The organism is Actinosynnema sp. NPDC050436 (assembly GCF_040655415.1).
In the GTDB taxonomy this organism is placed as follows: Bacteria; Actinomycetota; Actinomycetes; order Mycobacteriales; family Pseudonocardiaceae; genus Actinosynnema.
Window position 1 is genome coordinate 433222 of sequence record NZ_JBFAJV010000004.1, and the last position, 22065, is coordinate 455286.

The 22065-nt window shown below is 71.9% G+C and carries 22 protein-coding genes; 5 read left to right on the forward strand and 17 right to left on the reverse strand.

What is annotated here, in order from left to right:
* Positions 1–9: 9 nt before the first annotated feature.
* From AB0I60_RS14395 to AB0I60_RS14420, 6 genes are all read right to left on the reverse strand, one after another.
* A complete protein-coding gene (locus tag AB0I60_RS14395; protein ID WP_360729470.1) occupies positions 10–630 on the reverse strand; it encodes a response regulator transcription factor in 621 nt (206 codons plus the stop codon).
* Positions 627–1826: a sensor histidine kinase gene (locus tag AB0I60_RS14400; protein WP_360729472.1), complete on the reverse strand. Its 1200-nt coding sequence runs from the start codon at positions 1824–1826 to the stop codon at positions 627–629. Before AB0I60_RS14400 ends, AB0I60_RS14395 begins: the two co-directional genes overlap by 4 nt.
* Before the next feature lie 9 nt (positions 1827–1835).
* Complete coding sequence (locus AB0I60_RS14405) at positions 1836–2561, reverse strand: ABC transporter permease (RefSeq protein WP_360729475.1); 726 nt, start codon at positions 2559–2561, stop codon at positions 1836–1838.
* Between the two features lie 2 nt (positions 2562–2563).
* On the reverse strand, positions 2564–3472 hold the full coding sequence (locus tag AB0I60_RS14410) for an ABC transporter ATP-binding protein (RefSeq protein WP_360729478.1): 909 nt from the start codon (positions 3470–3472) through the stop codon (positions 2564–2566).
* A gap of 297 nt (positions 3473–3769) precedes the next feature.
* Positions 3770–4366 (reverse strand): DUF6119 family protein, encoded by a 597-nt coding sequence (locus AB0I60_RS14415; protein ID WP_360729481.1) that lies wholly within the window; start codon positions 4364–4366, stop codon positions 3770–3772.
* Positions 4367–4388: 22 nt separating this feature from the next.
* A complete protein-coding gene (locus AB0I60_RS14420) occupies positions 4389–4976 on the reverse strand; it encodes a helix-turn-helix domain-containing protein (protein ID WP_360729483.1) in 588 nt (195 codons plus the stop codon).
* Between the two features lie 81 nt (positions 4977–5057).
* Here AB0I60_RS14420 and AB0I60_RS14425 point away from each other — a divergent pair, with 81 nt between their 5' ends.
* A complete protein-coding gene (locus AB0I60_RS14425; protein ID WP_360729486.1) occupies positions 5058–5372 on the forward strand; it encodes an antibiotic biosynthesis monooxygenase in 315 nt (104 codons plus the stop codon).
* A 45-nt stretch (positions 5373–5417) separates the two neighbouring features.
* On the opposite strand, the gene AB0I60_RS14430 is transcribed toward AB0I60_RS14425, so the two are convergent.
* On the reverse strand, positions 5418–6041 hold the full coding sequence (locus AB0I60_RS14430) for a DUF305 domain-containing protein (RefSeq protein WP_360729488.1): 624 nt from the start codon (positions 6039–6041) through the stop codon (positions 5418–5420).
* A gap of 271 nt (positions 6042–6312) precedes the next feature.
* Between AB0I60_RS14430 and AB0I60_RS14435 the strand changes: the two genes are divergently transcribed.
* Complete coding sequence (locus tag AB0I60_RS14435; RefSeq protein WP_360729703.1) at positions 6313–7689, forward strand: hypothetical protein; 1377 nt, start codon at positions 6313–6315, stop codon at positions 7687–7689.
* A gap of 60 nt (positions 7690–7749) precedes the next feature.
* Here AB0I60_RS14435 and AB0I60_RS14440 read toward each other — a convergent pair whose 3' ends face one another.
* The 8 genes from AB0I60_RS14440 to AB0I60_RS14475 form a co-directional block, all read right to left on the reverse strand.
* Entirely contained in the window at positions 7750–8889 is a 1140-nt protein-coding gene (locus AB0I60_RS14440; protein ID WP_360729490.1) for a low temperature requirement protein A, read from the reverse strand.
* A gap of 88 nt (positions 8890–8977) precedes the next feature.
* A complete protein-coding gene (locus tag AB0I60_RS14445) occupies positions 8978–10027 on the reverse strand; it encodes an ABC transporter ATP-binding protein (RefSeq protein WP_360729492.1) in 1050 nt (349 codons plus the stop codon).
* 1 nt (position 10028) lies between these two features.
* Positions 10029–10799 (reverse strand): ABC transporter permease subunit, encoded by a 771-nt coding sequence (locus AB0I60_RS14450; RefSeq protein WP_360729495.1) that lies wholly within the window; start codon positions 10797–10799, stop codon positions 10029–10031.
* Positions 10790–11701 carry an ABC transporter permease gene (locus AB0I60_RS14455; RefSeq protein ID WP_360729498.1) on the reverse strand — a complete coding sequence of 304 codons (912 nt, stop codon included), beginning with the start codon at positions 11699–11701 and terminating at the stop codon, positions 10790–10792. The genes AB0I60_RS14450 and AB0I60_RS14455 overlap by 10 nt, the downstream gene beginning before the upstream one ends.
* Before the next feature lie 3 nt (positions 11702–11704).
* On the reverse strand, positions 11705–12835 hold the full coding sequence (locus tag AB0I60_RS14460; RefSeq protein WP_360729501.1) for an ABC transporter substrate-binding protein: 1131 nt from the start codon (positions 12833–12835) through the stop codon (positions 11705–11707).
* A 270-nt stretch (positions 12836–13105) separates the two neighbouring features.
* Positions 13106–13516 carry a pyridoxamine 5'-phosphate oxidase family protein gene (locus AB0I60_RS14465; protein WP_360729504.1) on the reverse strand — a complete coding sequence of 137 codons (411 nt, stop codon included), beginning with the start codon at positions 13514–13516 and terminating at the stop codon, positions 13106–13108.
* A 104-nt stretch (positions 13517–13620) separates the two neighbouring features.
* Positions 13621–15066 carry an argininosuccinate synthase gene (argG, locus tag AB0I60_RS14470; RefSeq protein WP_360729506.1) on the reverse strand — a complete coding sequence of 482 codons (1446 nt, stop codon included), beginning with the start codon at positions 15064–15066 and terminating at the stop codon, positions 13621–13623.
* Between the two features lie 91 nt (positions 15067–15157).
* On the reverse strand, positions 15158–16603 hold the full coding sequence (locus AB0I60_RS14475) for a DHA2 family efflux MFS transporter permease subunit (RefSeq protein ID WP_360729509.1): 1446 nt from the start codon (positions 16601–16603) through the stop codon (positions 15158–15160).
* A 458-nt stretch (positions 16604–17061) separates the two neighbouring features.
* On the opposite strand from AB0I60_RS14475, the gene AB0I60_RS14480 reads away from it, so the two are divergent.
* The 3 genes from AB0I60_RS14480 to AB0I60_RS14490 are packed head-to-tail and all read left to right on the forward strand — an operon-like array spanning position 17062 to position 20298.
* A complete protein-coding gene (locus tag AB0I60_RS14480; RefSeq protein WP_360729512.1) occupies positions 17062–18000 on the forward strand; it encodes an endo alpha-1,4 polygalactosaminidase in 939 nt (312 codons plus the stop codon).
* A gap of 40 nt (positions 18001–18040) precedes the next feature.
* Positions 18041–19351 carry a nucleotide sugar dehydrogenase gene (locus AB0I60_RS14485; RefSeq protein ID WP_360729514.1) on the forward strand — a complete coding sequence of 437 codons (1311 nt, stop codon included), beginning with the start codon at positions 18041–18043 and terminating at the stop codon, positions 19349–19351.
* Positions 19348–20298: an NAD-dependent epimerase/dehydratase family protein gene (locus AB0I60_RS14490; RefSeq protein WP_360729516.1), complete on the forward strand. Its 951-nt coding sequence runs from the start codon at positions 19348–19350 to the stop codon at positions 20296–20298. The genes AB0I60_RS14485 and AB0I60_RS14490 overlap by 4 nt, the downstream gene beginning before the upstream one ends.
* A gap of 106 nt (positions 20299–20404) precedes the next feature.
* On the opposite strand, the gene AB0I60_RS14495 is transcribed toward AB0I60_RS14490, so the two are convergent.
* Positions 20405–21325, reverse strand: coding sequence for an NAD(P)-dependent oxidoreductase (locus tag AB0I60_RS14495; RefSeq protein WP_360729519.1), 921 nt, complete (start codon positions 21323–21325; stop codon positions 20405–20407).
* Complete coding sequence (locus AB0I60_RS14500) at positions 21322–22065, reverse strand: sugar phosphate nucleotidyltransferase (RefSeq protein WP_360729522.1); 744 nt, start codon at positions 22063–22065, stop codon at positions 21322–21324. The genes AB0I60_RS14495 and AB0I60_RS14500 overlap by 4 nt, the downstream gene beginning before the upstream one ends.

Here is a 22065-nt window from a genome sequence, read left to right on the forward strand (position 1 = left end):
CACGTTACGTCACACCCCGCCCAGCAGACCCCGTTCGTACGCCTCGGCCACCGCCGACGCCCGGTCCTTGACGCCCAGCTTCGCGTACACGTGCACCAGGTGCGTCTTCACGGTCGCCTCGCTGATGAACAGCCGCACCGCCGCCTCCCGGTTCGTGCAGCCGCGCGCGATCAGGCCGAGCACCTCGACCTCCCGGTCGCTGAGCGGTTCCGAGGCCGGCGCGCGCACCTGGCCGACCAGCCGCGTGGCCACCGAGGGCGAGAGCACCGCCTCGCCGCGCGCCGCCGAGCGCACCGCCCGGAACAGCTCGTCGCGCGGCGTGTCCTTGAGCAGGTAGCCGGTCGCGCCCGCCTTGATCGCGGGCAGCACGTCGCTGTCGGTGTCGTAGGTGGTGAGCACCAGCACCCGGGCCGGGAGGCCGCGCAGCCGCCCGATCGCGGTCACCCCGTCCACGCCCGGCATCCGCAGATCCATCAGCACGACGTCCGGGTCCTGCGCCCGCACCACGGCCTCCGCCTCCGCGCCGTCCGCCGCCTCGCCGACCACGTCCACGTCGCCGGCCGCCGCGAGCATCCCGCGCAGCCCGTCGCGCACCACCGGGTGGTCGTCCACGATCACCACGCGGATCACCGGGCCACCTCCGCCGGGATGGCGGGCACCGACGCCGAGACCGCCGTGCCCGAGCCCGGCTCCGACTCGACCGCCAGCGACCCGGCCAGCCGGGACACCCGCTGCCGCATCCCGACCAGGCCGTACCCGTCGGTCCCCCGGCCCGGGTCGAACCCGGAACCGTCGTCGCGGACGTCCAGCGTCACCACGTCCTCCATGTAGGACAGGGTCAGGCCCACCCGCGAGGCGGCGGCGTGCTTGGCCACGTTGGACAGCGCCTCCTGCGCGGTGCGCAGCAGCGCCACCTCCACCTCCGGGTGCAGCGGCCGGGCCGGGCCGGTCGTGGCGACGGTCGCGGGCACGCCGGTCTGGTCGGTCCAGCCCGTCGCCACCTCGGCCAGCGCGTCCGGCAGGTTGGCGTCCTCCAGCGCGGGCGGGCGCAGCGCGTGCACCGAGCGGCGGGCCTCGGCGAGGTTCTCCCGCGCCAGCCGCAGCGCGGTGTCCACCCGCCGGGACGGGTCGTCCACGGCCTGCAACTGGGTGATGATGCCGGCGAAGCCCTGGGCGAGCGTGTCGTGGATCTCCCCCGCCAGCCGCTGCCGCTCGTCCAGCACGCCCGCCTCCCGCGCCTGGATCAGCAGCTGGGCGTGCAGGCCCGCGTTCTCCTCCATCATCGCGGCCATCTCCGCGACCATCTCCTTGCGCCGCCGGGACTGCTCGGTGGTGATGTAGCCGAGCAGCGTGAACGTCATCGCCACCGTGACGATGAAGAACGTGATCACCGCGTAGGTGAGGACGGCCACCGGTTCGGCCGGCGGGAAGCCGCCGTAGAGCGAGGTGGCGGCGATCAGCGCGTTGAGCAGGACGCCGACGAACTTCAGCCGGCCGTGCAGGCAGTCGACCGCGTACACGTACCCGGCGAACGAGTAGAAGCCGAAGATCGGGTCGTCCAGGCCGAGCACCGCGTAGAACACCAGGACGCCGGCGAAGAACAGGGCCATCCGCCCGGGGCTCGCCCGCCACGCCGGGTGCAGCGCGTGCCACCACAGCATCCACACCGCCGCGGCGGCCACCACCGCCAGGGTGGCCAGCCGCCGCTGCGGCGGGTCGGGCACCAGGATCAGGTACATCACCGTCGGCAGCAGCAGGGCGAGGTACGGGACCAGGTTCGCCAGCACGCCCAGGCGGCGCTCCCACACGTCGAGCCGGTCTGCCACGACAGCCACCTACTCCCAGCGGAACGACTTCGCCGCGACGGTACCCGCCACCAGCGCGGTCGCGGCGAGGATGCCCAGGTGCACGGCGCTGGGCGCGGTGCCCAGCCACGCGTCCTGGAGCGCGCCCACCCCCGGCGGCAGGTGCTCGCCGACGCGGACCAGCAGGTCGGGCATGAGGAACCTCGGCAGGTAGGCGCCGCCGAAGAACATCACCAGCATGAACACCACCGTCGCCCAGCCGCCGGCCGCACCCGCCGTCGGGGCCCAGGCGGCGACCAGCAGGCCGAGCGCGGACAGCGACAGCATCCCGAGCAGGCAGGCGGCCAGGAAGCCGAGCGGGCTGCGCGGCAGGTCGACGTCGTACACCGCCTTGCCCACCACCAGCAGCAGCCCGATCGACACCGCGCCCGCCAGCAGGTTCACCGCGAGCTGGGCGACCAGCAGGCGGGACGGGTGCACCGGGGTGGTGGAGAACCGGCGCAGCACGCCCTTCTCCCGGTAGGCGGCGACCGTGGTGGGCAGCCGGTTGAGCCCCAGGAACGCCAGCGCGATCACGACGAGCGTGGGCCCGTAGGCGTCGATGAAGCGCAGGTCGCCGAACTTCGGGTCGGGCGTGCGCAGGGCGGGGATCGCGCCGAGCACCAGCAGCAGCGCGGTCGGGAAGAAGACGGCGAACCCGACCATGGCCGGCTCGCGCAGGAACAGCTTCCACTCGATTGAGATGATCTTGTTCATGGTCACTCCGAGAGCGCTTTGCCGGTGAGTCGGATGAAGGCGTCGTCCAGGCCGGCCTGCTCGACGCGCAGGTCGGCGGCCACGACCTGCTTGCGCGCGAGGACCGAGGTGACGGCGTGCAGCAGGTTCCCGGTGCCGGTGACCACGACCTGCGGCCCGTGCCGCTCGACCGAGGTGACCTCCGGCAGCACGTCGAGCAGGCCGGTGTCCAGCGGCGTGGTCGGCCGGAACCGCACGGTCTGCTCCCCGCCCAGCCGGGCCACCAGCCCGGCCGGGCTGTCCACCGCGACCAGCTCCCCGGCGTCGATCAGCGCGAGCCGGTCGCACAACCGCTCGGCCTCCTCCATGAAGTGGGTGACCAGGACGACGGTCACCCCGGAGTCGCGGACCCGCTCGACCAGGCTCCAGGTGTCCCGGCGGGCCTGCGGGTCGAGCCCGGTGGTCAGCTCGTCCAGCACGGCGACCCTCGGCCGCCCCACCAGCGCGAGCGCGATGGAGACCCGCTGCTTCTGCCCACCGGACAGCTCCCGGTACTGGGCGCGCACCCGGTCGCCGATCCCGAGCAGGTCGAGCAGCTCCCGCCAGTCGGCGGGCGCGCGGTAGAAGGAGGCGTAGAGCGCCAGCGCCTCCCCCACCCGGATCCGCTCGGGCAGCTCGCTCTCCTGCAACTGCGCCCCGAGCACCTCCCGGACCCCCGCCCGGTCCCGCCGGGGATCGAGCCCGGCGACCCGGATCGTCCCGGAATCCGGCGAGCGCAACCCCTCGACGCACTCGACGGTCGTCGTCTTGCCCGCCCCGTTGGGGCCGAGGATGCCGAAGATCTCCCCCTCGTCGACGGAGAACGACACCCCGCCCACCGCGACCTTCTCGCCGTAGCGCTTGACGAGGTCGACCACCTCGATGATTGCCATGCCCCCAGCCTCGCGGCCTCACCCGTCCGGCGGATCGCACAGCGAGCCAGACCCGGGGTCAACCGATCGGTTGACCGCCGCTCAACCACCGCTCGGGGGACCTGGCGAAGGTGAACAGCGTGTCCGGGGTGAGCGTGCGGTCCGAACGGTGGACGGCGAACACCGCGCTGCCCGGACGGTGCCCCATCCACCTGGCCCGGCCCGGGTCGTGCAACGCCACCAGGTCGCGGAACCCGGCCTACGTCTCGGGGTCCGTCAGGCTCTCGCCCGACACCGAGCCCTGGGCGAAGAGGTGGCTCACGCGACGCGGCGTGGCGGTCGTAGGCACCCTCGTGGACCTTGCCGTCGGCATTGGGGGTGCCGACGTCCGACCGGGCGGGGTCCATGGCGGCGGCGGTCGAATGCCCTGCGCACCACGAGGTCGACGTGCCGCAGGTACTCGTCGCAGAGCGCGAACCACTCCCCGTCGAGCAGGATGTGCCGCCTGCCGCCGAGATCCACCCCGGCCGCGATCCACTGCAACGCGGGCACCTTGTCGCTCGGGCTGCCACCGTGCTCGTCAACACCGTCGACGTGCCCGGAACCGAGGGCCGCCACCACGGCGTCGAGAGCAAGAGTTCCAGATCCGCGCACCGGGGATCGCTGGGAAGTTTCCGACGAACCCACTGGAGCGGTTCGAGTGCCTCGACAACCGGGCACTCGGCCAGGACGCGGTTGATCTCGCGGAGGTCTGCGACCATCCCGTCGCCTCCACGCTGAGCGCGAGCTCGAGGCCGTCACGGCACTCCACGCCCAACCTCGGCTTGGGCGTGCTCGCGCAGCCCGAACCCCCAGAGCCCCTGCCCCCTGGGCACGGTGCGGCGGTCGACCTGCGCCTTCGCGCTCAACGCCCACCTGGTGAGCCGCTCGGGTGGCGCTACGGCGCGGGGTGGAGGCCGTGCAGGGTTTGGGTCAGGAGGGCGTTCAGCACGTTCTCGCTCTGCTCCACATCACCCGGGCGGACCGTGCGGGCTGCTGCCTCAACCGAACCGTGGATCAGCAGGGCGCGCAGGCCCGGCTGGGGGACGCGCGCCTCGACCAGGACGCCGACCAGCGGTGCGAGGAGCTTCTCGTGCTCGGCGCGGATCTGGCGGCGGCTGGCTTCGGGGAGGGCGTGGGCGGAGAGGGCCACCACCGCGCCGTGGCTGCCGTCCACGATGATCTCCAGCACCGTCCTCAGGTACGCCTCGACCTTGGCGGGCACGCCGTCGACCGCGTGCACCGCCGACGCCAGGCGCCGGGCCTGGTCGGGCAGTTCGTCGGTCACGATCGCCGCGACCAGCTCCTCGCGCGACCGGAAGTACTCGTAGAGGGACGGCCGGGACAGGCCCACGCGGCGGGCCAGCGCGGCCAGCGTCAGGGCGTCCGGCCCCTCCTCCGCCACGATCGCGCGGCCGGCGGCGAGCAGGTCGCGCAGCCGGTTCGCGCGGTGTTGCGCGACGGTGTCGGCGCTGATCCTCGGCACCCATCAGATAGTAGCCCCTTGCTTTCCCGACGCCGCGTTGGAATAGTTCCCTACGTAGCGTCGGGAACTTGGAGGTACCGCGTGTTCGTTGCGACCAACCGTCTGTTCGTGCCCGAGGACCGCGCAGAGGAGTTCGAAGCGCACTTCCGGGAGAACATGCGCACCTACCTGCCGGGCGTCCCCGGCCTGCGCCGCAGCACGCTGCTGCGCCCCACCCGCCCGGACCAGCCCTACGTCTCGGTGAACGAGTTCGACACCGAGGAGGACTTCAAGGCGTGGGTCCGCTCCGACTCGTTCAGAGAAGCGCACAAGCGCAACGCGGGCATCGCCCGGCACGTCACCGGCAACGCCGTCGAGACCTTCCAGCCCACCGAGGACCTGGTGCTGGCCTCCTGACCGGGGCCCCACCGAAATCCAAGAACACAGCGGGATTACCGGGGGCTACGGGACGGAGATCGCCTTCATGCGGGCGATCTCGTCGGACTGCGACGCGACCACGTCGTTGGCCATCTCCTCGACCCGCACGTCCGACCCGGTGGACAGCAGGTCCACCGCCATCTTCAACGCGCCCTCGTGGTGCGCGATCATCATTTGCAGGAACAGGCGGTCGAAGTCGTCGCCCTTCGCGGCTTTCAGCGCCGCCAGTTGCTCGTCGGTGGCCATGCCGGGCATGGAGCGGTGGTCCACGTCCGGCAGGCTGCCGTTGTGGCCGTGCGCCGGCGCATTCTGCGCGTACTGGCGCTGCCACTGCTCCATCGCGCCGATCTCCGGCCCCTGCGTGTCGTGGATGCGCGACGCGAGGCCCTTCACCGTCTCGTTTCGCGCGCGTTCCGGGGCGAGCGCGGACATCTCCAGCGCCTGCTTGTGGTGCACGACCATGCTCGCCACGTACGTCAGGTCGGCCTCGTTCGGCGCGACCCAGCGGTCCGTGCCGACGTCACCCGGCGCCATCGTCTCGGCCTGCTCACCAGGCCCCTTCGGCACGATGACGGGCGGCGCGTCGTCCGGTTGGGCCGTGCACGCGGCGAGAAAGGCGACCAGGACCGCGACCAACAAGATCCGCATACGACAAACCCCCTCGGCTCCCAGGTCACCGTACCCGGACGTCCCACCAGCCGGAATAAGCACCTTACCGACGATCGGGCCTGGTGGTTAGCCTCGCAAAGGGGCAATACTGCGGTCACTGCTACAGGTTTGGAAGGGGAGACCTGAAGTGACTGCACGCGATTCGTCGCGCCGGCGCAGAACCGGTGCGATCACGGGGGCGGTGGCACTCGCCCTCTCTACCCTGACGTGGGGGCCGCAGGCGCTGGCGGACCCCTCGGCGGACGCCGACCTGGCCGGGCTGTCGGAAGCCCAGCTCGTCGCGCAGGAACAGCCGGGCACGGGCCTTCCGGGCGTCGACGAGATCCGCAACAGCCGCAACGTCAAGCACATCGCCAACCTGCCGAAGCCCGCTCCGTTCACCGAGTCGTCCACCTGGTCGGACCTGGCCTTCCAGGACGGCTACGCGTTCGACGGCAACTACGACGGGTTCGTCGTCTACGACATCCGCAACCCGCACAAGCCCAAGATCGTGAGCACGGTGCTCTGCCCCGGTTCCCAGAACGACATCTCCGTCCGGGGCAACCTGCTGTTCCTGTCCACCGACTCGTCGCGCAGCGACAACTCGTGCTCCAGCACCCCGCTGCCGGCCACGAACAAGAACGCCTGGGAGGGCATCAAGGTCTTCGACATCAGCGACAAGCGCAACCCGCGCTACGTCGCGGCTGTCGAGACCAAGTGCGGCTCCCACACCCACACGCTGGTGCCGGACAAGAAGGGCAAGGACGTCTACCTGTACGTGTCGTCCTACAGCCCGAACGCCACGTTCCCGGACTGCCAGCCCCCGCACGACCTGATCTCCATCGTCAAGGTGCCGCTGAAGAACCCGGCGGCGGCGTCCCTGCTCTCGGAGAACGTGCTGTTCCCCGACGGCGGCAACGCCGGCAGGCCCGGCACCGTGCCGGACGGCTACGTCACGGCGACCTCCGGCTGCCACGACATCACCGTGTACCCGTCGAAGGACCTGGCGGCGGGCGCGTGCATGGGTGACGGCGTCCTGTGGGACATCTCGAACCGGGAGAAGCCCCGCGAGATCAGCCGCGTGCAGGACGACAAGAACTTCGCGTTCTGGCACTCGGCCACGTTCAACAACGCCGGCACCAAGGTCGTGTTCACCGACGAGCTGGGCGGCGGCGGCGCGGCGACGTGCAACGAGACGATCGGCAAGACCCGTGGCGCGGACGGCATCTACGACGTCACCGGTCGTGGGGACGACCGCAAGCTGGAGTTCCGCTCGTACTACAAGATCTCCCGGGTGCAGGGTGACACCGAGAACTGCGTGGCGCACAACGGTTCGCTGATCCCCGTGCAGGGGCGCGACATCATGGTGCAGGCGTGGTACCAGGGCGGCATCTCGATCTGGGACTTCACCGACTCCCGCAACCCCAAGGAGATCGGCTGGTTCGAGCGCGGCCCGCTGCCGGACGGCAAGGGCGGCGGCGCGTGGTCGACGTACTACTACAACGGCTACATCTACTCGTCGGACATGGCGAAGGGCTTCGACGTCCTGGACATCCGGGACCCGCGCGTGCTCACCGCCAAGTTCATCCGCGTGGGTGAGCTGAACGTGCAGACCCAGGGCCACTACCGGGAACTGTTCCCGAGGTAGCCCGCAGGCACGAGGAGGGGCCCGTCCGGCACCGGACGGGCCCCTCCTGCACGACCGGGATCAGCGGCGTCCCACGACGGTCGTGACCGCCACCAGGGCCGCCAGGACCACCGCCACCGCGTGGACCGGCACGGGGGTGAACGGGGCCGCCAGCGCGAGCGCGGCGGCGACCGGGAACACCCAGCCGACCGGCCCGCGGTGCGCCGGCCGCACCTGGAGGTACCAGACCACGAGCAGGAACACCGCGACCGGGAGCGCCGTCGCCATCCCGGCGGCCGACGCCGACAGGTGCGCGGCGTGCAGGTCGTGGTCCACCGCCACGGCCAGGCCCGCGCCGACCGCCGCGACCGAGGCGAACACCAGGTAGTGGCCGTAGCCCCAGGTCAGCGACACCCGCATGGACGTCTCGATGCCGTGCGCCGGGTGGTCGAAGTACAGCCACCACAGCGAGAACACGATCACCAGGCCCGCACCGGCCAGCGAGAGCAGCGCGCCCGACGCGTGCCCGGCGTCCAGGGCCGAGGAGATCGCGTTGGTGGCCGCGAGGATCGACTCGCCCAGCACGATCAGCGTGAACAGCCCGTACCGCTCGGCGATGTGGTGCGGGTGCCACGTCGTGCGCCCGACCCGCTCCGCCCACGCCGGCACCGCCAGCTCGGCCACCACCAGCACCAGGAACCCGACCCAGAACGCGCTGTCCGGCAGCCACAGCCGGGCGACCCACCCGACCTGCACCACCGTGATGCCCAGGGCGTACCGCCGGGCGCACGAGCGGTGCTCCGGGTCGGACCGGGCGGCCCGCAGCCACTGCACGACCATGGCCAGCCGCATGATCACGTACCCGGCGGTGATCACCGTGAAGTCGGCCCGGTCGAACGCCCGGGGCACGCCGGCGGCGACCACCAGCACGCCCGCGACCTGGACCAGCGTCGTCAGCCGGTACGGCACGTCGTCGGTGTCGTAGGCGGAGGCGAACCAGGTGAAGTTCAGCCACGCCCACCAGATGGCGAAGAACACCGTCAGGTAGCCGGCCACGCCGTGGCCGACGTGGTCCTCCGCCAGCGCGTGGTGCAGGTTGGCGGCGGCCGACGCCACCGCGACCACGAAGCTCAGGTCGAACAGCAGCTCCAGCGGGGTGGCGACCCGGTGCTCCTCGTCGGACCGCCGGGCCGTCATCGGCCGGTACCACGCCCTCGTCATGCGGGGATCATGCCCAGTCGACCCGCCGGCCGCACGCCCGGCCCACCCGCCGGGGTCGTCGGCCGCACCGGGTGCACGGCCCCGGGCTTCACGCCTCGACCACCATCAGCCTGCTCGCGGCGAGGTCCAGCGCCACCGACGTGCCGGGCGGGAAGTCGGCGGCGCGGCTGGAGGGCTGGTCGACCCGCACCAGCTCCTCGCCGCCGGCCAGGCGGACCGACAGGCGGGTGACCGGGCCGAGGAAGCTCTGCGCGAGCACGCTGCCGACCAGCGCCCCGTTGTCCTGGCCGCTGTGCTGGGCGATGCCGATGTCCTCCGGCCGCACGAGGACCCGCACGTCCGCGCCGGCCGCGATGCCGTCCGCCGCGCCGGTGGCCAGCCGGAACGCGCCCAGCCGCACGCCGCCGGCCTCGGCAATGCCGCGCACGGCGTTGGTCACGCCGACGAACTGGGCCACGAACGCCGACGCGGGCTGCCGGTAGACCACGGCGGGGGTGTCGAGCTGCTCCAGCCTGCCCTGCGACATCACGCCGACCCGGTCGGAGACGGCCAGCGCCTCCTCCTGGTCGTGCGTGACGAACAGCGTGGTCATGCCCAGCTCGGTCTGGATGCGCCGGATCTCGTCCCGCAGCGCCACCCGGACCTTGGCGTCGAGCGCGGACAGCGGCTCGTCCAGCAGCAGCACGCGCGGCTGGACGGCCAGCGCGCGGGCCAGCGCCACCCGCTGCTGCTGGCCGCCGGAGAGCTGGTGCGGGTACCGCTCGCCCAGGTGCCCCAGCCCCACCAGCTCCAGCAGCTCGTCGGTGCGCTTGGCCCGGCCGGGCGCTTTGCGCAGGCGCAGGCCGAACGCGATGTTCTGCGCGGCGGTCATGTTCGGGAACAGGCTGTACGCCTGGAAGACCATGCCCATGTCGCGCTTGTTCGCGGGCACGCCGGTCACGTCGCGGCCGTCGACCCGGACGACGCCGCCGTCGGCGGTCTCGAACCCGGCCACGATGCGCAGGGCGGTGGTCTTGCCGCAGCCGCTCGGGCCGAGCAGGCTGACCAGCTCGCCGCGCGCCAGGTCGAGGTCCAGGCCGGACAGCGCGAGCTGACCCCCGAACGACTTGCGCAGGCCGTGCAACTCCAGGTGACCCATCTCAGCCTTCCTCGGCGACGGTGCCCCGCCGCCTGCCGACGAACGAGAGCAGGAACAGCAGCGCGAACGCGAACAGCAGGCTCAGCAGCGACACCGCGATGGACACGCCCGCGTTCCGCTTGCCCAGCAGGTTCACCCGCACCTGCAACGTGTCGAAGTTGAGCAGCGATGCGAGGGTGAACTCCCCCAGCACCAGGGCAACCGACAGCAGCGAGGCGCCGATCAGCGCGGTCCGGATGTTGGGCACCACGACCCGCAGCAGCACCGCGCCCCAGGACGCGCCGAGGCCGCGTGCCGCCTCCGCCAACGTCTTCAGGTCGATCGACGACAGGCCCGCGTCGATCGCCCGGTACGCGAAGGGCAGCACCAGCACGGCGTAGGCGAAGGTGAGCGTCAGCGGCGAGTCGCCCACGAAGTAGTCCACCCACGCGTAGACCGGGGCCAGCCCGACCACCAGCACGATCGCCGGGATCGTGATCGGCAGCAGGCACAGGAACTCCACCAGCCGGCGCAGCCCCGGCAGCCGCAGCCTGATCCACGTCATCGTCGGCACCAGCAGCGCCAGGACGACCAGCGAGCTGGTCACCGCGAGCTGGACGGACACCAGGATGGCGTCGACCAGGTCCGGGTCGGACAGGATGGACGTCCACGAGTCGAGGCTGCGCCCGCCGTCCACGCCGCGCGTGGAGAACTCCGCCATCGCCACCAGCGGCAGCAGGAAGAACGCGCCGAGCGCGCCGAGCACCAGCCACCGCACGACCTTCATTGCCATCGCGCGAACCTCCGCTGCAACAGGGCGTAGAGGCCCATCGCCACCGCGACCACGACCACCATGCCCAGTCCCAGCGCCTTGCCCAGGTTCTCGGTGCCCAGCAGCACCTCGCCGGTCAGCGCGCCCCGGATCTGCAACGGCACGATCGGGCTGCCCTGCGAGACCAGGGCGGCGGCCGTCGCGTAGGCGGAGAAGGCGTTGGCGAACAGCAGCAGCAGCGCGCCGAGGAACGCGGGCAGCAGGATCGGCCCGCCGACGTGCCGCCAGTAGCTCCACGTGCTGCCGCCCAGGCCGTCCACCGCTTCCCTCCACTGTGGACGGAGACCGTCCAGGGCGGGCAGGAAGACGATGAGCATCAACGGGATCTGGAAGAACGTGTAGACCAGGGTGAGGCCGGGCAGCTCGAACAGCCACGCACCCCGGGCGAACAGGTCGATCCCGAGCCACTCGTTGAGGAACCGGGTGACGAACCCTTGGAACCCGACGGTGGCCAGGAAGGCGAACGCCAACGGCACACCGCCGAACTGGGCCAGCACACCGGACCCGGCGACGACCACCCGTCGCAGCAGCCCGTCCGGCCCACCCGCCGACACCGCCCAGCACAGCAGCGCACCGAGCACCGCGCCGAGCAGCGCGGTCAGCGCGGACAGCTCGACGCTGCGCAGGAACGCCTGGAGGTACACGCCTTCACCGAGCGCCACCAGGTTCGCCGCGGTGAACCCGCCGTCCGCGTCCTGGAACGCCCCGGCGAGCACCAGGACCGTCGGGTACACCAGGAACACGCCGACGTAGGCCAGGAACGGCACGACGACGAGCCAGGCGAGCCACGGCTTCGCGGCGGGCCCCCGGCCGGGTGCGGCGCGCGTGCCGCTCCCGGCCGGGGTGGTGACGGGTGCGACCACCGGTCAGCCCACCGCCTGCGCCCAGGTCTCGGACAGGGTCTTCTTCGCCTTGTCCGACTGCTCCTGGGTCAGGAACACCTGCTTGCCCCCGGTCTTGGGCAGCTTGGCGTTCGCGTCGGCGTCGACCTTGCCGGACTTGGTCAGCGCGTCCAGCCGCACCGGCCGCGACAGGCCCTTGAGGTAGAGGTTCTGGCCCTTGTCGGAGAACAGGAACTCCTGCCACAGCCGCGCGGCGGCCGGGTGCGGCGCGTCCTTGTTGACGGCCTGGTTGTAGTACGCGCCGACCTGCGCGCCCTGCGGCACCACGACCTTCCAGTCCGCCTTGCCCGCGAGCTTCGCCGTCTGGGCGGCGTTGGTGTAGTCCCAGTCGAGGACGACCGGCGTCTGGCCGGACTCGATGGTGGCGGGCGAGGGGTCGACCGGCAGGAAGTTGCCGGCGGCCTTGAGCTGCTTGAAGAACTCCACGCCGGGCGTGATGTCGTCGGCGGAGCCGCCGTTGCCCAGCGCGGCCATCACCACGCCGGAGAACGCCGCGCCGGCCTGCGTCGGGTCGCCGTTGAGCGCGACCTTGCCCTGGTACTCGGGCTTGAGCAGGTCCTTGACCGAGGTCGGCGCGGGCACCTTGGCCGCGTCGTAGCCGATGGACATGAAGCCGCCGTAGTCGCCGTAGTAGAGCCCGCCGGGCTCCTTCAGCTCTGCGGGGATGTCGCCCCAGGTCTGCACCTGGTAGGGCGCGAAGAGGTCCTTGTTGGCCAGGGCCACGTTCAGGCCGAGGTCGAACACGTCGGGCGCGCGGTCGCCGCCCTTGAGCTGCTTGGCGGCGTTGATCTCGTCCTGGCTGGACGCGTCGGGCTGCGCGGAGTCGACCTCGATGCCGTACTCGGTCTCGAACGCCTCGATGATCTCGCCGTAGTTGGCCCAGTCCGGCGGCAGCGCGATGACGTTGAGCCTGCCCTCCTTCTTGGCGGCCTCGACGAGCCGGTCCAGGCCACCGAGGTCGGCGGCGGACTTCGCGGTGGCGGCGGACGAAGCGTTCGCTGCGCCCTCCTTGGCGGGCGGGGCACCGCACGCGGCGACGAGCGCCAGCGCGGCGGTGCCGAGACCGGCCGCGCGGAGGACTCGGGTGTGGGTCACGGGTCGAACCTTCCTCGTGGGCAAGGGAGTTTCCGAGCGACCGGAACCTTCCAGACGAGCGGAGGATTCGTGACGGCTCGCGTGCTTGTCAAGCCGGCTGAGCCGAGTGAGACCCGTTCGACCAACCGGACGAATTCCCGGTGGTCGCCCGGTTTCCGAGGGGTGAACGGGCGGGCGACTCCCCGGTCGGGGCGGTGCTTCCGGTCACGGCCGATCCGCCCGATGGCCGGTGCGGGTGCCCCGTTCGGCGCACCGGGCGGCGGACCGCTGTCAGTCGACGTCGAGCCGGGTGCCGTGGAGCTTGGTCACCGCGACGCGGATGACCACCCGGCGCTCCCGCACCTGGAGTTCCAGGAACTCGTCGTCGGTGAGGCCCAGCCCGGCGCGGAACCCGGTCGGCACGATGGCCGGCAGTTCCCGCCCCACCGCGTCGCCCGGCGTGGTCGTCGCCTCGGAGACCGACGCGTCCCCCTCCGCGAGGGCGAAGGTCCAGTCGTCCACGGACACGTGCAGCGCCGCCTTGCCCGAGCGGCGGACGTGCCCCACCTTGACCCGGTCGAGCGTCGTGCTGAAGCGCAGCACCCGGGTGCCGGGGTCCCAGTCGTAGAACATGGTGGTCAGGTGGGGGTGACCGCTCTCCTCGGTGGTCGCCGGCACCCCGATCCGCCGGGACGCGAGCACCTCGGAGGCACCCGGACCGGAAGTCCACAGTGGACAGCAGCCGCCCGGGAACAGAACGGTGCGCGGCACCGCAGTGCAGGCGGTGCCGCGCCCCGCGCCGGCGGTCAGTCGTTGCCCGCCTCCAGGGCGGCGTGGTCGAGCAGCTCGTCGTCGGCCACCTCGCCGCGCGAGGCGATCACCTCCGCACCGCCCTCGGGCAGCGCGCCGATCAGCTCGGTCCGGGGCACCTGCGCCACGCTGATCAGCGTGGACTGCCGGCTGCCGACCATGCCGAGGCCGGCGTACTGCTCCAGCTTGGCGCGCGAGTCCGCGATGTCGAGGTTGCGCATGGTGAGCTGGCCGATCCGGTCGACCGGCCCGAACGCCGAGTCCTCGGTGCGCTCCATCGACAGCTTGTCCGGGTGGTAGCTGAACGCGGGCCCCGTGGTGTCCAGGATCGAGTAGTCGTCGCCCCGGCGCAGCCGCAGCGTCACCTCGCCGGTGACCGCCATGCCCACCCAGCGCTGCAACGACTCGCGCAGCATCAGCGACTGCGGGTCCAGCCAGCGGCCCTCGTAGAGCAGCCGGCCGAGCTTGCGGCCCTCGGTGTGGTACGCGGCGAGGGTGTCCTCGTTGTGGATCGCGTTGACCAGCCGCTCGTAGGCGATGTGCAGCAGCGCCAGGCCCGGCGCCTCGTAGATGCCCCGGCTCTTGGCCTCGATGACCCGGTTCTCGATCTGGTCGGACATGCCCAAGCCGTGCCGGCCGCCCACGGCGTTGGCCGCCAGCACCAGGTCGACCGGGGAGTCGAACCGCTCGCCGCCGATCGAGACCGGGCGGCCCTGCTCGAAGCCGATCGTCACGTCCTCGGTGGCGATCTCCACCTCGGGGTCCCAGAACCGCACGCCCATGATCGGGTCGACGATCTCGATGCCCGCGCCGAGGTGCTCCAGCGCCTTGGCCTCGTGCGTCGCGCCCCAGATGTTGGCGTCGGTGGAGTACGCCTTCTCGGTGCTGGAGCGGTAGGGCAGGTCGCGGGCGAGCAGCCACTCCGACATCTCCGTGCGCCCGCCCAGCTCGCCGACGAAGTCGGCGTCCAGCCACGGCTTGTAGATCCGCAGCGACGGGTTGGCCAGCAGGCCGTAGCGGTAGAACCGCTCGATGTCGTTGCCCTTGTAGGTGGAGCCGTCGCCCCAGATCTGCACATCGTCGTCGAGCATGGCGCGCACCAGCATGGTGCCGGTCACGGCCCGGCCGAGCGGCGTGGTGTTGAAGTAGGCCCGGCCGCCGGAGCGGATGTGGAACGCGCCGCAGGCCAGCGCGGCGAGCCCCTCCTCGACCAGTGCGGCGCGGCAGTCGACCAGCCGGGCGAGCTCCGCGCCGTAGGTCGTGGCCCGCCCCGGGACGGAGGCGATGTCGGGCTCGTCGTACTGCCCGATGTCCGCGGTGTACGTGCAGGGCACCGCGCCCTTCTCACGCATCCACGCGACCGCGACCGAGGTGTCGAGGCCACCGGAGAAGGCGATGCCGACGCGTTCGCCGGCGGGGAGGGAAGTAAGCACCTTGGACACGGACAGAAGTATGCACGAGCCTGCATGACGATTCACAACGGGGGTCGGTGACATCACACCGGCGCGCGCCGGTGCGATGTCACCGCCGTGGTCAGGCCGGGCTCTCCGCCTTGCCCTTGCCGATGGCGAACGCCCCGGCGACGGTCACCAGCGACAGGACCGCCGCCAGCAGGAACGCCAGGTGCATACCGCCCATGTCGGCCGCGACGACCGGCTCCCCCGACGCGGTCAGCGACGCCGTGCGCGCGCTCATCACGCTCACCAGCAGCGCCACGCCCGCCGCCGCCGCCAACTGCTGGGTGGTGCTGAAGATCGCGCTGCCGTGCGAGTACAGCCGCGCGGGCAGCGCGCCCAGGCCGGAGGAGAACAGCGGCGTGAAGGAGAACGCCAGGCCCAGGCTCAGCGCCAGGTGGAACACCAGGACCTGGGCGGTCGGCGTCGCGGTGTCGAAGGTGCTCGCGAACCACAGCGACCCGCTGGTCGCCACCGTGCCGACGACCAGCAGCACGCGCGGCCCGAGCCGGTCGTAGAGGCGGCCGACCAGCGGTGCCAGCAGGCCCATCAGCAGGCCGCCGGGGAGCAGCAGCAGGCCGGTGGCCAGCGGGTCGAGCTTGAGCACGTTCTGCAGGTAGATCGGCAGGATGGTGGCCACGCCCAGCAGCAGCGCCATCATCACCATCATCAGCCCGCTGCTGAGCGTGAACGTCCGGAAGCGGAACGTCCGCAGGTCCAGCAGCGCCCGTTCGCGGCGCTGGAGCGAGATCTGCCGGAACACGAACAGCGCGATCCCCAGCACGCCCGTGGTCAGCGACACCCACAGCGCGGTGGACGCGCTGCCCGCGTGGCCGATGCTGGACAGCCCGTAGACCAGGCCGCCGAACCCGAACACCGACAGCACCACGGACCCGACGTCGATCGGCGTGCTGCTGGTCTCCCCGACCGACGTCACCCGGCGCAGGCCCAGGACCAGCGTCGCCAGCGCGATCGGCAGCACCACCCAGAACATCGCCCGCCAGCCGAACAGGTCGAGCACCACGCCGGAGACCGTGGGGCCGATGGCGGGCGCGACCGAGATCACGATCGAGATGTTGCCCATCAGCGCGCCCCGGCGGGCCGCCGGCACGAGCGTCATCACCGTGGTCATCAGCAGCGGCAGCATGATCGCCGTGCCGCACGCCTGCACCACGCGCGCCCCGAGCAGCACCACGAAGCCCGGCGCCAGCGCCGCGAGCAGCGTGCCCGTGCTGAACAGGCTCATGGCGACGCCGTAGAGCACCCGCGTGGGCACCCGTTGGATCAGGTAGCCGGTGACCGGGATGACCACCGACATGGTGAGCAGGAAGCCGGCCGTGAGCCACTGGCCCACCGACGCCGTGACGTGCAGCTCGTCCAGCAGGACCGGGAGCGCGACGCCCATGATCGTCTCGTTCAGGACCACGACGAACGTGGCGACGAGCAGCACGGCGATCACCGTGCGGTCGCCGCGACCGAGTGCGGGCGGCGACGACACCGCGTCGGACACACCTGCGGAAGTCATGCGAAAAATCCCCCAGAGGAAAAACGGGCGCAAGAGAAGGGCTACAGCGCCCTGAACGTCCCCAGCGTACCTTCGCGACGGTCCCGATCCACCCTGTTAACGCTTGTCCGGGCCCGTTCAGCACTGTGCGCGAACACACCGCGAACACCCCGTGAACCTCCACTGCGGACCGCGTACCCCGTGCCCGCGCGCTCTCCGTCACCGACCCGCCGGTGTCGACGGCCTCCACTGTGGACGCGGTCCCGCCGGCAGCGGACCGCGCGACGCCGATGCGCCCGGCGGGCCGCCACGACGCCGCGCGCGGGAACCGGACCGCTCCACAAGGGACGACCGCAGAAATCGGGAATTCCGGCGGCAATCGCGCCGAATCCCCCTCGTGCAGAATATTCCGGTCGACCGGTCATCGTCTCGATTCCATCTAACCTCAACGGCGCATTGCCCGGGGAACGCGCGCCGGTATGGTGGACGGAGTGGCGGACCGCCGTTTTTCACGCACCCTCGTCATCGCACTGTCCACTGTGCTGCTGAGCGTCGTCGGATGTGACGCGGTCACCCAGGACCGCATTTCACCCGACCCCCCGGCGCGGGCGGACGGTGGTCTCGTCTACCAACTCCAGAATTACTCCGACGGGCGGCTGGACACATTGGCCGGGACCTCCTCGCGGTTCGCCGTGGTCGACCTCGCGCGGGATGCCGGGCACTCCTACTTCGAGGCCGACGAGATCGCCCGGCTGCGCGCGTCCGGGAAAACCGTGCTCGCCTACTTCGAAATCGGGTCGATCGAGTCGTTCCGGCCGGACTTCGCCCCGGTGGCCGCCGACCGGGCCGGGCTGATCCTCAACGAGTGGACCAGCTGGCCCGGCGAGCACTTCGTCCGCTACTGGGAGCCGAGCTGGTGGAACCTGGCCGTGCGGCCCCGGCTGGACCGCGCGCTGGAGGCCGGGTTCGACGGCGTCTACCTGGACACACCGCTGGCCTACGAGGAGATCGACCTCGCGCTGGTCGGCGGTCTCGACCGGGCCGAGCTGGGCCGCCGGATGGTCGACCTGATCGTCCGGATCAGCGAGTACGCCAAACGCGCGAACCCCGCGTTCCGGGTGTTCCCGCAGAACTCCCCGGAGCTGCTGGAGTACCCGGGATACCTCGCCGCCGTCGACGGGATCGGGGTGGAGGAGCTGTTCTTCCAGGCCACCGACAAACCATGTTCGGCGGACTACTGCGGAACGAACCTGGCGGCCACCCGAACGCTCCGCAAGGCCGGCAAGACGGTGTTGGCGGTGGACTACGCGACCGACCCCGGCAACGTCGCGGCGGCCTGCCGCAGATACCGCGAAGAAGGGTTCGAGGGCTACGTCACGGTGCGCGCGCTGGATCGGATCAGCGCGCCGTGCCGATGACCTCCGAGCACACCGTGTACCGACCAGGCAAGGAGCGAATGTGACGAACGGGTCGCGCGAACTGCGGCGGATAGGAATAGTCGGAATGGGCTACGTGGGCCTCACCCTGGCCGCCGCGCTGGCCCGCAAGGGGTACGAGGTGCACGGCGTCGACAGCCAGTCGGCGGTGCTGGACTCGCTGGCGCAGGGCCGCCCGCACATCTTCGAACCCGGCGTCGAGGAGGTCTTCGGCGAGTGGGTCGGCAAGCGCATCTTCCTGTCCCCGGAACTGCCCGACAACGGGGTGGACGCGGCGGTCGTCTGCGTCTCCACGCCGGTGGAGCAGGCCGGGCACCGGCCGTACCTGGACAACCTGGCCGCCGCCGCCGAGCACATCGCCAAGCGGTGCGCACCGGACACCCTGGTGGTGGTGCGCAGCACGGTCCCGGTCGGCGCGACCCGGTCGGTCGTGCTGCCGCGCCTGGTCGACGCGTGGGGCTCGGCCCGCCTGGTGATGGCCCCGGAGCGCACGATCCAGGGCCAGGCGCTGCGGGAGCTGGTCGAGCTGCCGCAGGTCGTGGGCGGGCTGGACGAGGAGAGCCTGGCGCTGGGCGTCGAGCTGTTCGGCGGGCTGGCGAGCCAGGTCGTGCCGGTGTCCGACCTGGAGACCGCCGAGCTGGTGAAGCTGACCAACAACTGCCACACCGACGTCATCTACTCGTTCGGCAACGAGGTGGCCCGGCTGACCGAGCGGTTCGGGCTGGACCCGCTGGAGGTGATCCGGGCGACCAACCTGGACTACCCGAGGCCGAACATCGCCAAGCCCGGCTACGTCGGCGGCGGCTGCCTGTCCAAGGACCCGTACATCCTGCTCTCGGCAGCAGCCGACGCGGGCTACGCGCCGCCGCTGATCCAGGCGGCCCGGCAGGTCAACGAGGACACCCCGGTGCACGTCGCCGGTCGCGTGGTGGACCTGCTCGACCAGCCGCGCGGCAAGACCCTGCTCGTGCTCGGCTGGGCCTACAAGGGCTGGCCGCCCACCGACGACATGCGCGGCACGCCGATCGCGTCGATGATGCCGGTCTTCGAGGCCGCCGGCGTGCGGGTGGTCGGCCACGACCCGCTGGTGGGCCCGGACGTGATCCGGGCGCACGGCGGCGAGCCGGTGGACCTGCTCGACGGGTTCGCGGCGGCCGACGCGGTGCTGGTGATCACCGACCACCCGCAGTACCGGGAGCTGGACGTGGACGCGGTGCTGGCGGGCTCGCGGATCGGCCTGGTCTACGACTCGTGGCGGGTGCTCGACGGCGACCGGGTGACCGGGCACGGCGTGCGCTACGCGGGCCTGGGCTACGAGCGGAACGCGCGGTGAAGGCGCTGATCCTGGGCGGCGCGGGCTTCATCGGCCTGCACCTCGCCCGCCGGCTGCTCGCCGACGGCCACCAGGTCGGCATCGTGGACGACTTCTCGCGCGGGCGCCACGACCCGGAGCTGGCGGCGCTGGACGTGCCGGTGTTCTCGGCCGACCTGACCGACCCGGCCGCGTTCGCCGCCCTGCCGCCCGACGCCGACCACGTGTACCTGCTCGCGGCGGTGGTCGGCGTGCGCAACGTCGAGCGCGACCCGGAGCGGGTGGTCCGGGTCAACACGCTGGCCGCGCTGAACACGCTGGCGTGGCTGGCACCGCACCAGAAGCTGTTCTTCGCCTCCACCAGCGAGGCGTACGCGGGCGGCGTGACCCGGGGCGTCGTGCCGGTGCCCACGGCCGAGGACGTGCCGCTGCTGGTGGAGGACGTCACCGCGCCGAGGTTCGCATACGGCATCAGCAAGATGCTGGGCGAAGCGGCGGTCGTGCACACCGCGCGTGCCAAGGGGTTCGCGGCGGTCGTCGGGCGGTTCCACAACGTCTACGGCCCGAGGATGGGCGCGGACCACGTGATCCCGGAGCTGTGCCTGCGGGCGATCCGGCGCGAGGACCCGTTCCGGGTCTACGGTTCCGACCAGTTCCGGGCGTTCTGCCACGTGGACGACGCGGTCGAGGCGATGGTGCGGCTGATGGCCTCGGACCGGGCGGTGGGCCGGATCGTGCACATCGGCAACGACTCGGTGGAGACTAACATCGGCGAGCTGACCGAGCTGGTGCTCAAGATCGCCGGGCACGACCCGGCGCTGGACCGGGTGCCCGCGCCGCAGGGCTCGGTGCGGCGGAGGTGCCCGGACCTGGCGCTGCTGCGGGAGCTGACCGGTTTCGAGCCGGTGGTCTCCCTGGAGGACGGGGTGCGCCGGACCTTCGCGTGGTACCAGGACCACCCGGTGTGAGCCGCGCCCGGCCGGTCGGGGTGGCGTGAGCCGCACCCGGCCGGCGCGGGTGGGCCGTGCGGGCGGTTGGAACGGGTGGTTCGACCGTTCCAACCGCCCGCGCGCGTCAGACCGCCGCCGCCCACAGGTCGTGGACCGAGGTCCGCAGGTCCCGTCGCGGCGACCAGTCCAGCGACAGCCGGGCGCGGGTGAGGTCGGCCGCGATCCAGTCCACCGACCCCGAGCGGGACGGCACCGGGTCGGACTCGACGATCCGGCCGGTGAAGCCGGCGGCCTCGGCGAGCAGGCCGACCGCCTCCCGGACCGGGACCGCCACCCCGCTGCCGACGTTGAGCACCGGGTCCGGCCGGGGTGCCGACAGCGCGGCCTTGGCGACCGCCTCCGCCACGTCCCGCACGTCCACGAAGTCCCGGTAGGCACCGAGCGGCCCGAGCCGGACCTCCCGGCCGGGCGCGGTCAGCGCCGACCGGACGGCACTGGCCGCCCGGCCCAGGACGGTCCCGTCCGGCAGTCCTGCGCCGATCGGGTTGAACACGCGCAGGACCACGGCGTCGACCTCGCCGGCGGCCACGGCGGCGCGCACGAGCGCCGTGCCCGCCAGCTTGGTGACCCCGTACGCCGCGACCGGGTTCGCGGGCATGTCCTCGGTGACCGCGAGGCCCTCGGGCACGACGCCGTACTCCGCCGCCGAGCCGAGCACGACCAGCCGGGCGGCCGGGGCCGCGACCGGGATCGCGTCGAGCAGGCGGGCCGTGGCGGTCACGTTCGCCGCCACCAGCTCCGCCAGTGTCCCGTCGAGCAGCCCGACGCAGTTGACCACCACGTCCGGCGCGGTGGTGGTCAACAGGTCGACGAGTTCGCCGTGGCCGCCCGTGACGAGGTCGTGCCGCGCCCAGCCGGGCCCGGGTGGGGCCGACCGCCCGACCCTGACGACCGCCGCGCCGCCAGGGTGCGAGGCCAGGGCCGCCGCCACCTCCCGCCCGAGGTAGCCGGACGCGCCGAACAGCAGGACCTTGCGCACGGTCACGACACGGCTCCGAGCGGGGAGTTGTCGCGCACGCCCGGCAGCAGCACCGACCGCACCTCCCCGAAGCACCGGTTGGCCTCGTCGTAGTCGTCCGGGCGGCCGATGTCGAGCCAGTAGCCGTCGAACTCGAACGCGGCCGGTGCCGCCTCGCGCTCCAGCAGGTCCAGCACGAGGTCGTCGAGCCCGAACGGGACGTCCGCCGGGTACCGTTCGAGCGTCTGGCGCGACATCGCGTAGACGCCCATGCTGACCCCGTAGGACAGTTCCGGCTTCTCCACGAAGTGGACGATCCGGCCCCGGTCGGTCTCCAGCGTGCCGAAGTCGATCTTCACCTTGCGCCGGTAGGTGGCCACGGTCAGCGGTGCCCCGCTGGCCATGTGGTGCGCGAGCAGGGCGAGGTAGTCCAGGTCGGTGAGGACGTCGCCGTTCATCACCAGGAACTGCTCGGGCAGCCGGTCCAGGAAGTTGAGCAGCGGCCCGATCGTGGACAGCGGTTTGTCCTCCTCCGCGTAGTCGACCTCGATGCCCCACCGCGAGCCGTCGCCGACGAACGCCCGGATCAGCGACCCGAGGTGGCCGATGGCGAGCGTGACGCGGTCGAACGAGTGGGCGCGCAGCTGTTGCAGGATGATGTCGAGGATCGCGTACTCCTCGCCGATCGGGACCAAGGGCTTCGGCAACGCCGTGGTGTAGGGCCGCAGCCGCACACCTCGGCCACCGGCGAGTATCACCGCGTGCAT

Coding starts and splice junctions, on each gene's coding strand:
- AB0I60_RS14405 (WP_360729475.1), bottom strand. CDS start 2,561: ATGAACAAGATCATCTCAATCGAGTGGAAGCTGTTCCTGCGCGAGCCG.
- AB0I60_RS14410 (WP_360729478.1), bottom strand. CDS start 3,472: ATGGCAATCATCGAGGTGGTCGACCTCGTCAAGCGCTACGGCGAGAAG.
- AB0I60_RS14430 (WP_360729488.1), bottom strand. CDS start 6,041: ATGCGGATCTTGTTGGTCGCGGTCCTGGTCGCCTTTCTCGCCGCGTGC.
- AB0I60_RS14440 (WP_360729490.1), bottom strand. CDS start 8,889: ATGACGAGGGCGTGGTACCGGCCGATGACGGCCCGGCGGTCCGACGAG.
- AB0I60_RS14445 (WP_360729492.1), bottom strand. CDS start 10,027: ATGGGTCACCTGGAGTTGCACGGCCTGCGCAAGTCGTTCGGGGGTCAG.
- AB0I60_RS14450 (WP_360729495.1), bottom strand. CDS start 10,799: ATGGCAATGAAGGTCGTGCGGTGGCTGGTGCTCGGCGCGCTCGGCGCG.
- AB0I60_RS14475 (WP_360729509.1), bottom strand. CDS start 16,603: ATGACTTCCGCAGGTGTGTCCGACGCGGTGTCGTCGCCGCCCGCACTC.
- AB0I60_RS14480 (WP_360729512.1), top strand. CDS start 17,062: ATGGTGGACGGAGTGGCGGACCGCCGTTTTTCACGCACCCTCGTCATC.
- AB0I60_RS14500 (WP_360729522.1), bottom strand. CDS start 22,065: ATGCACGCGGTGATACTCGCCGGTGGCCGAGGTGTGCGGCTGCGGCCC.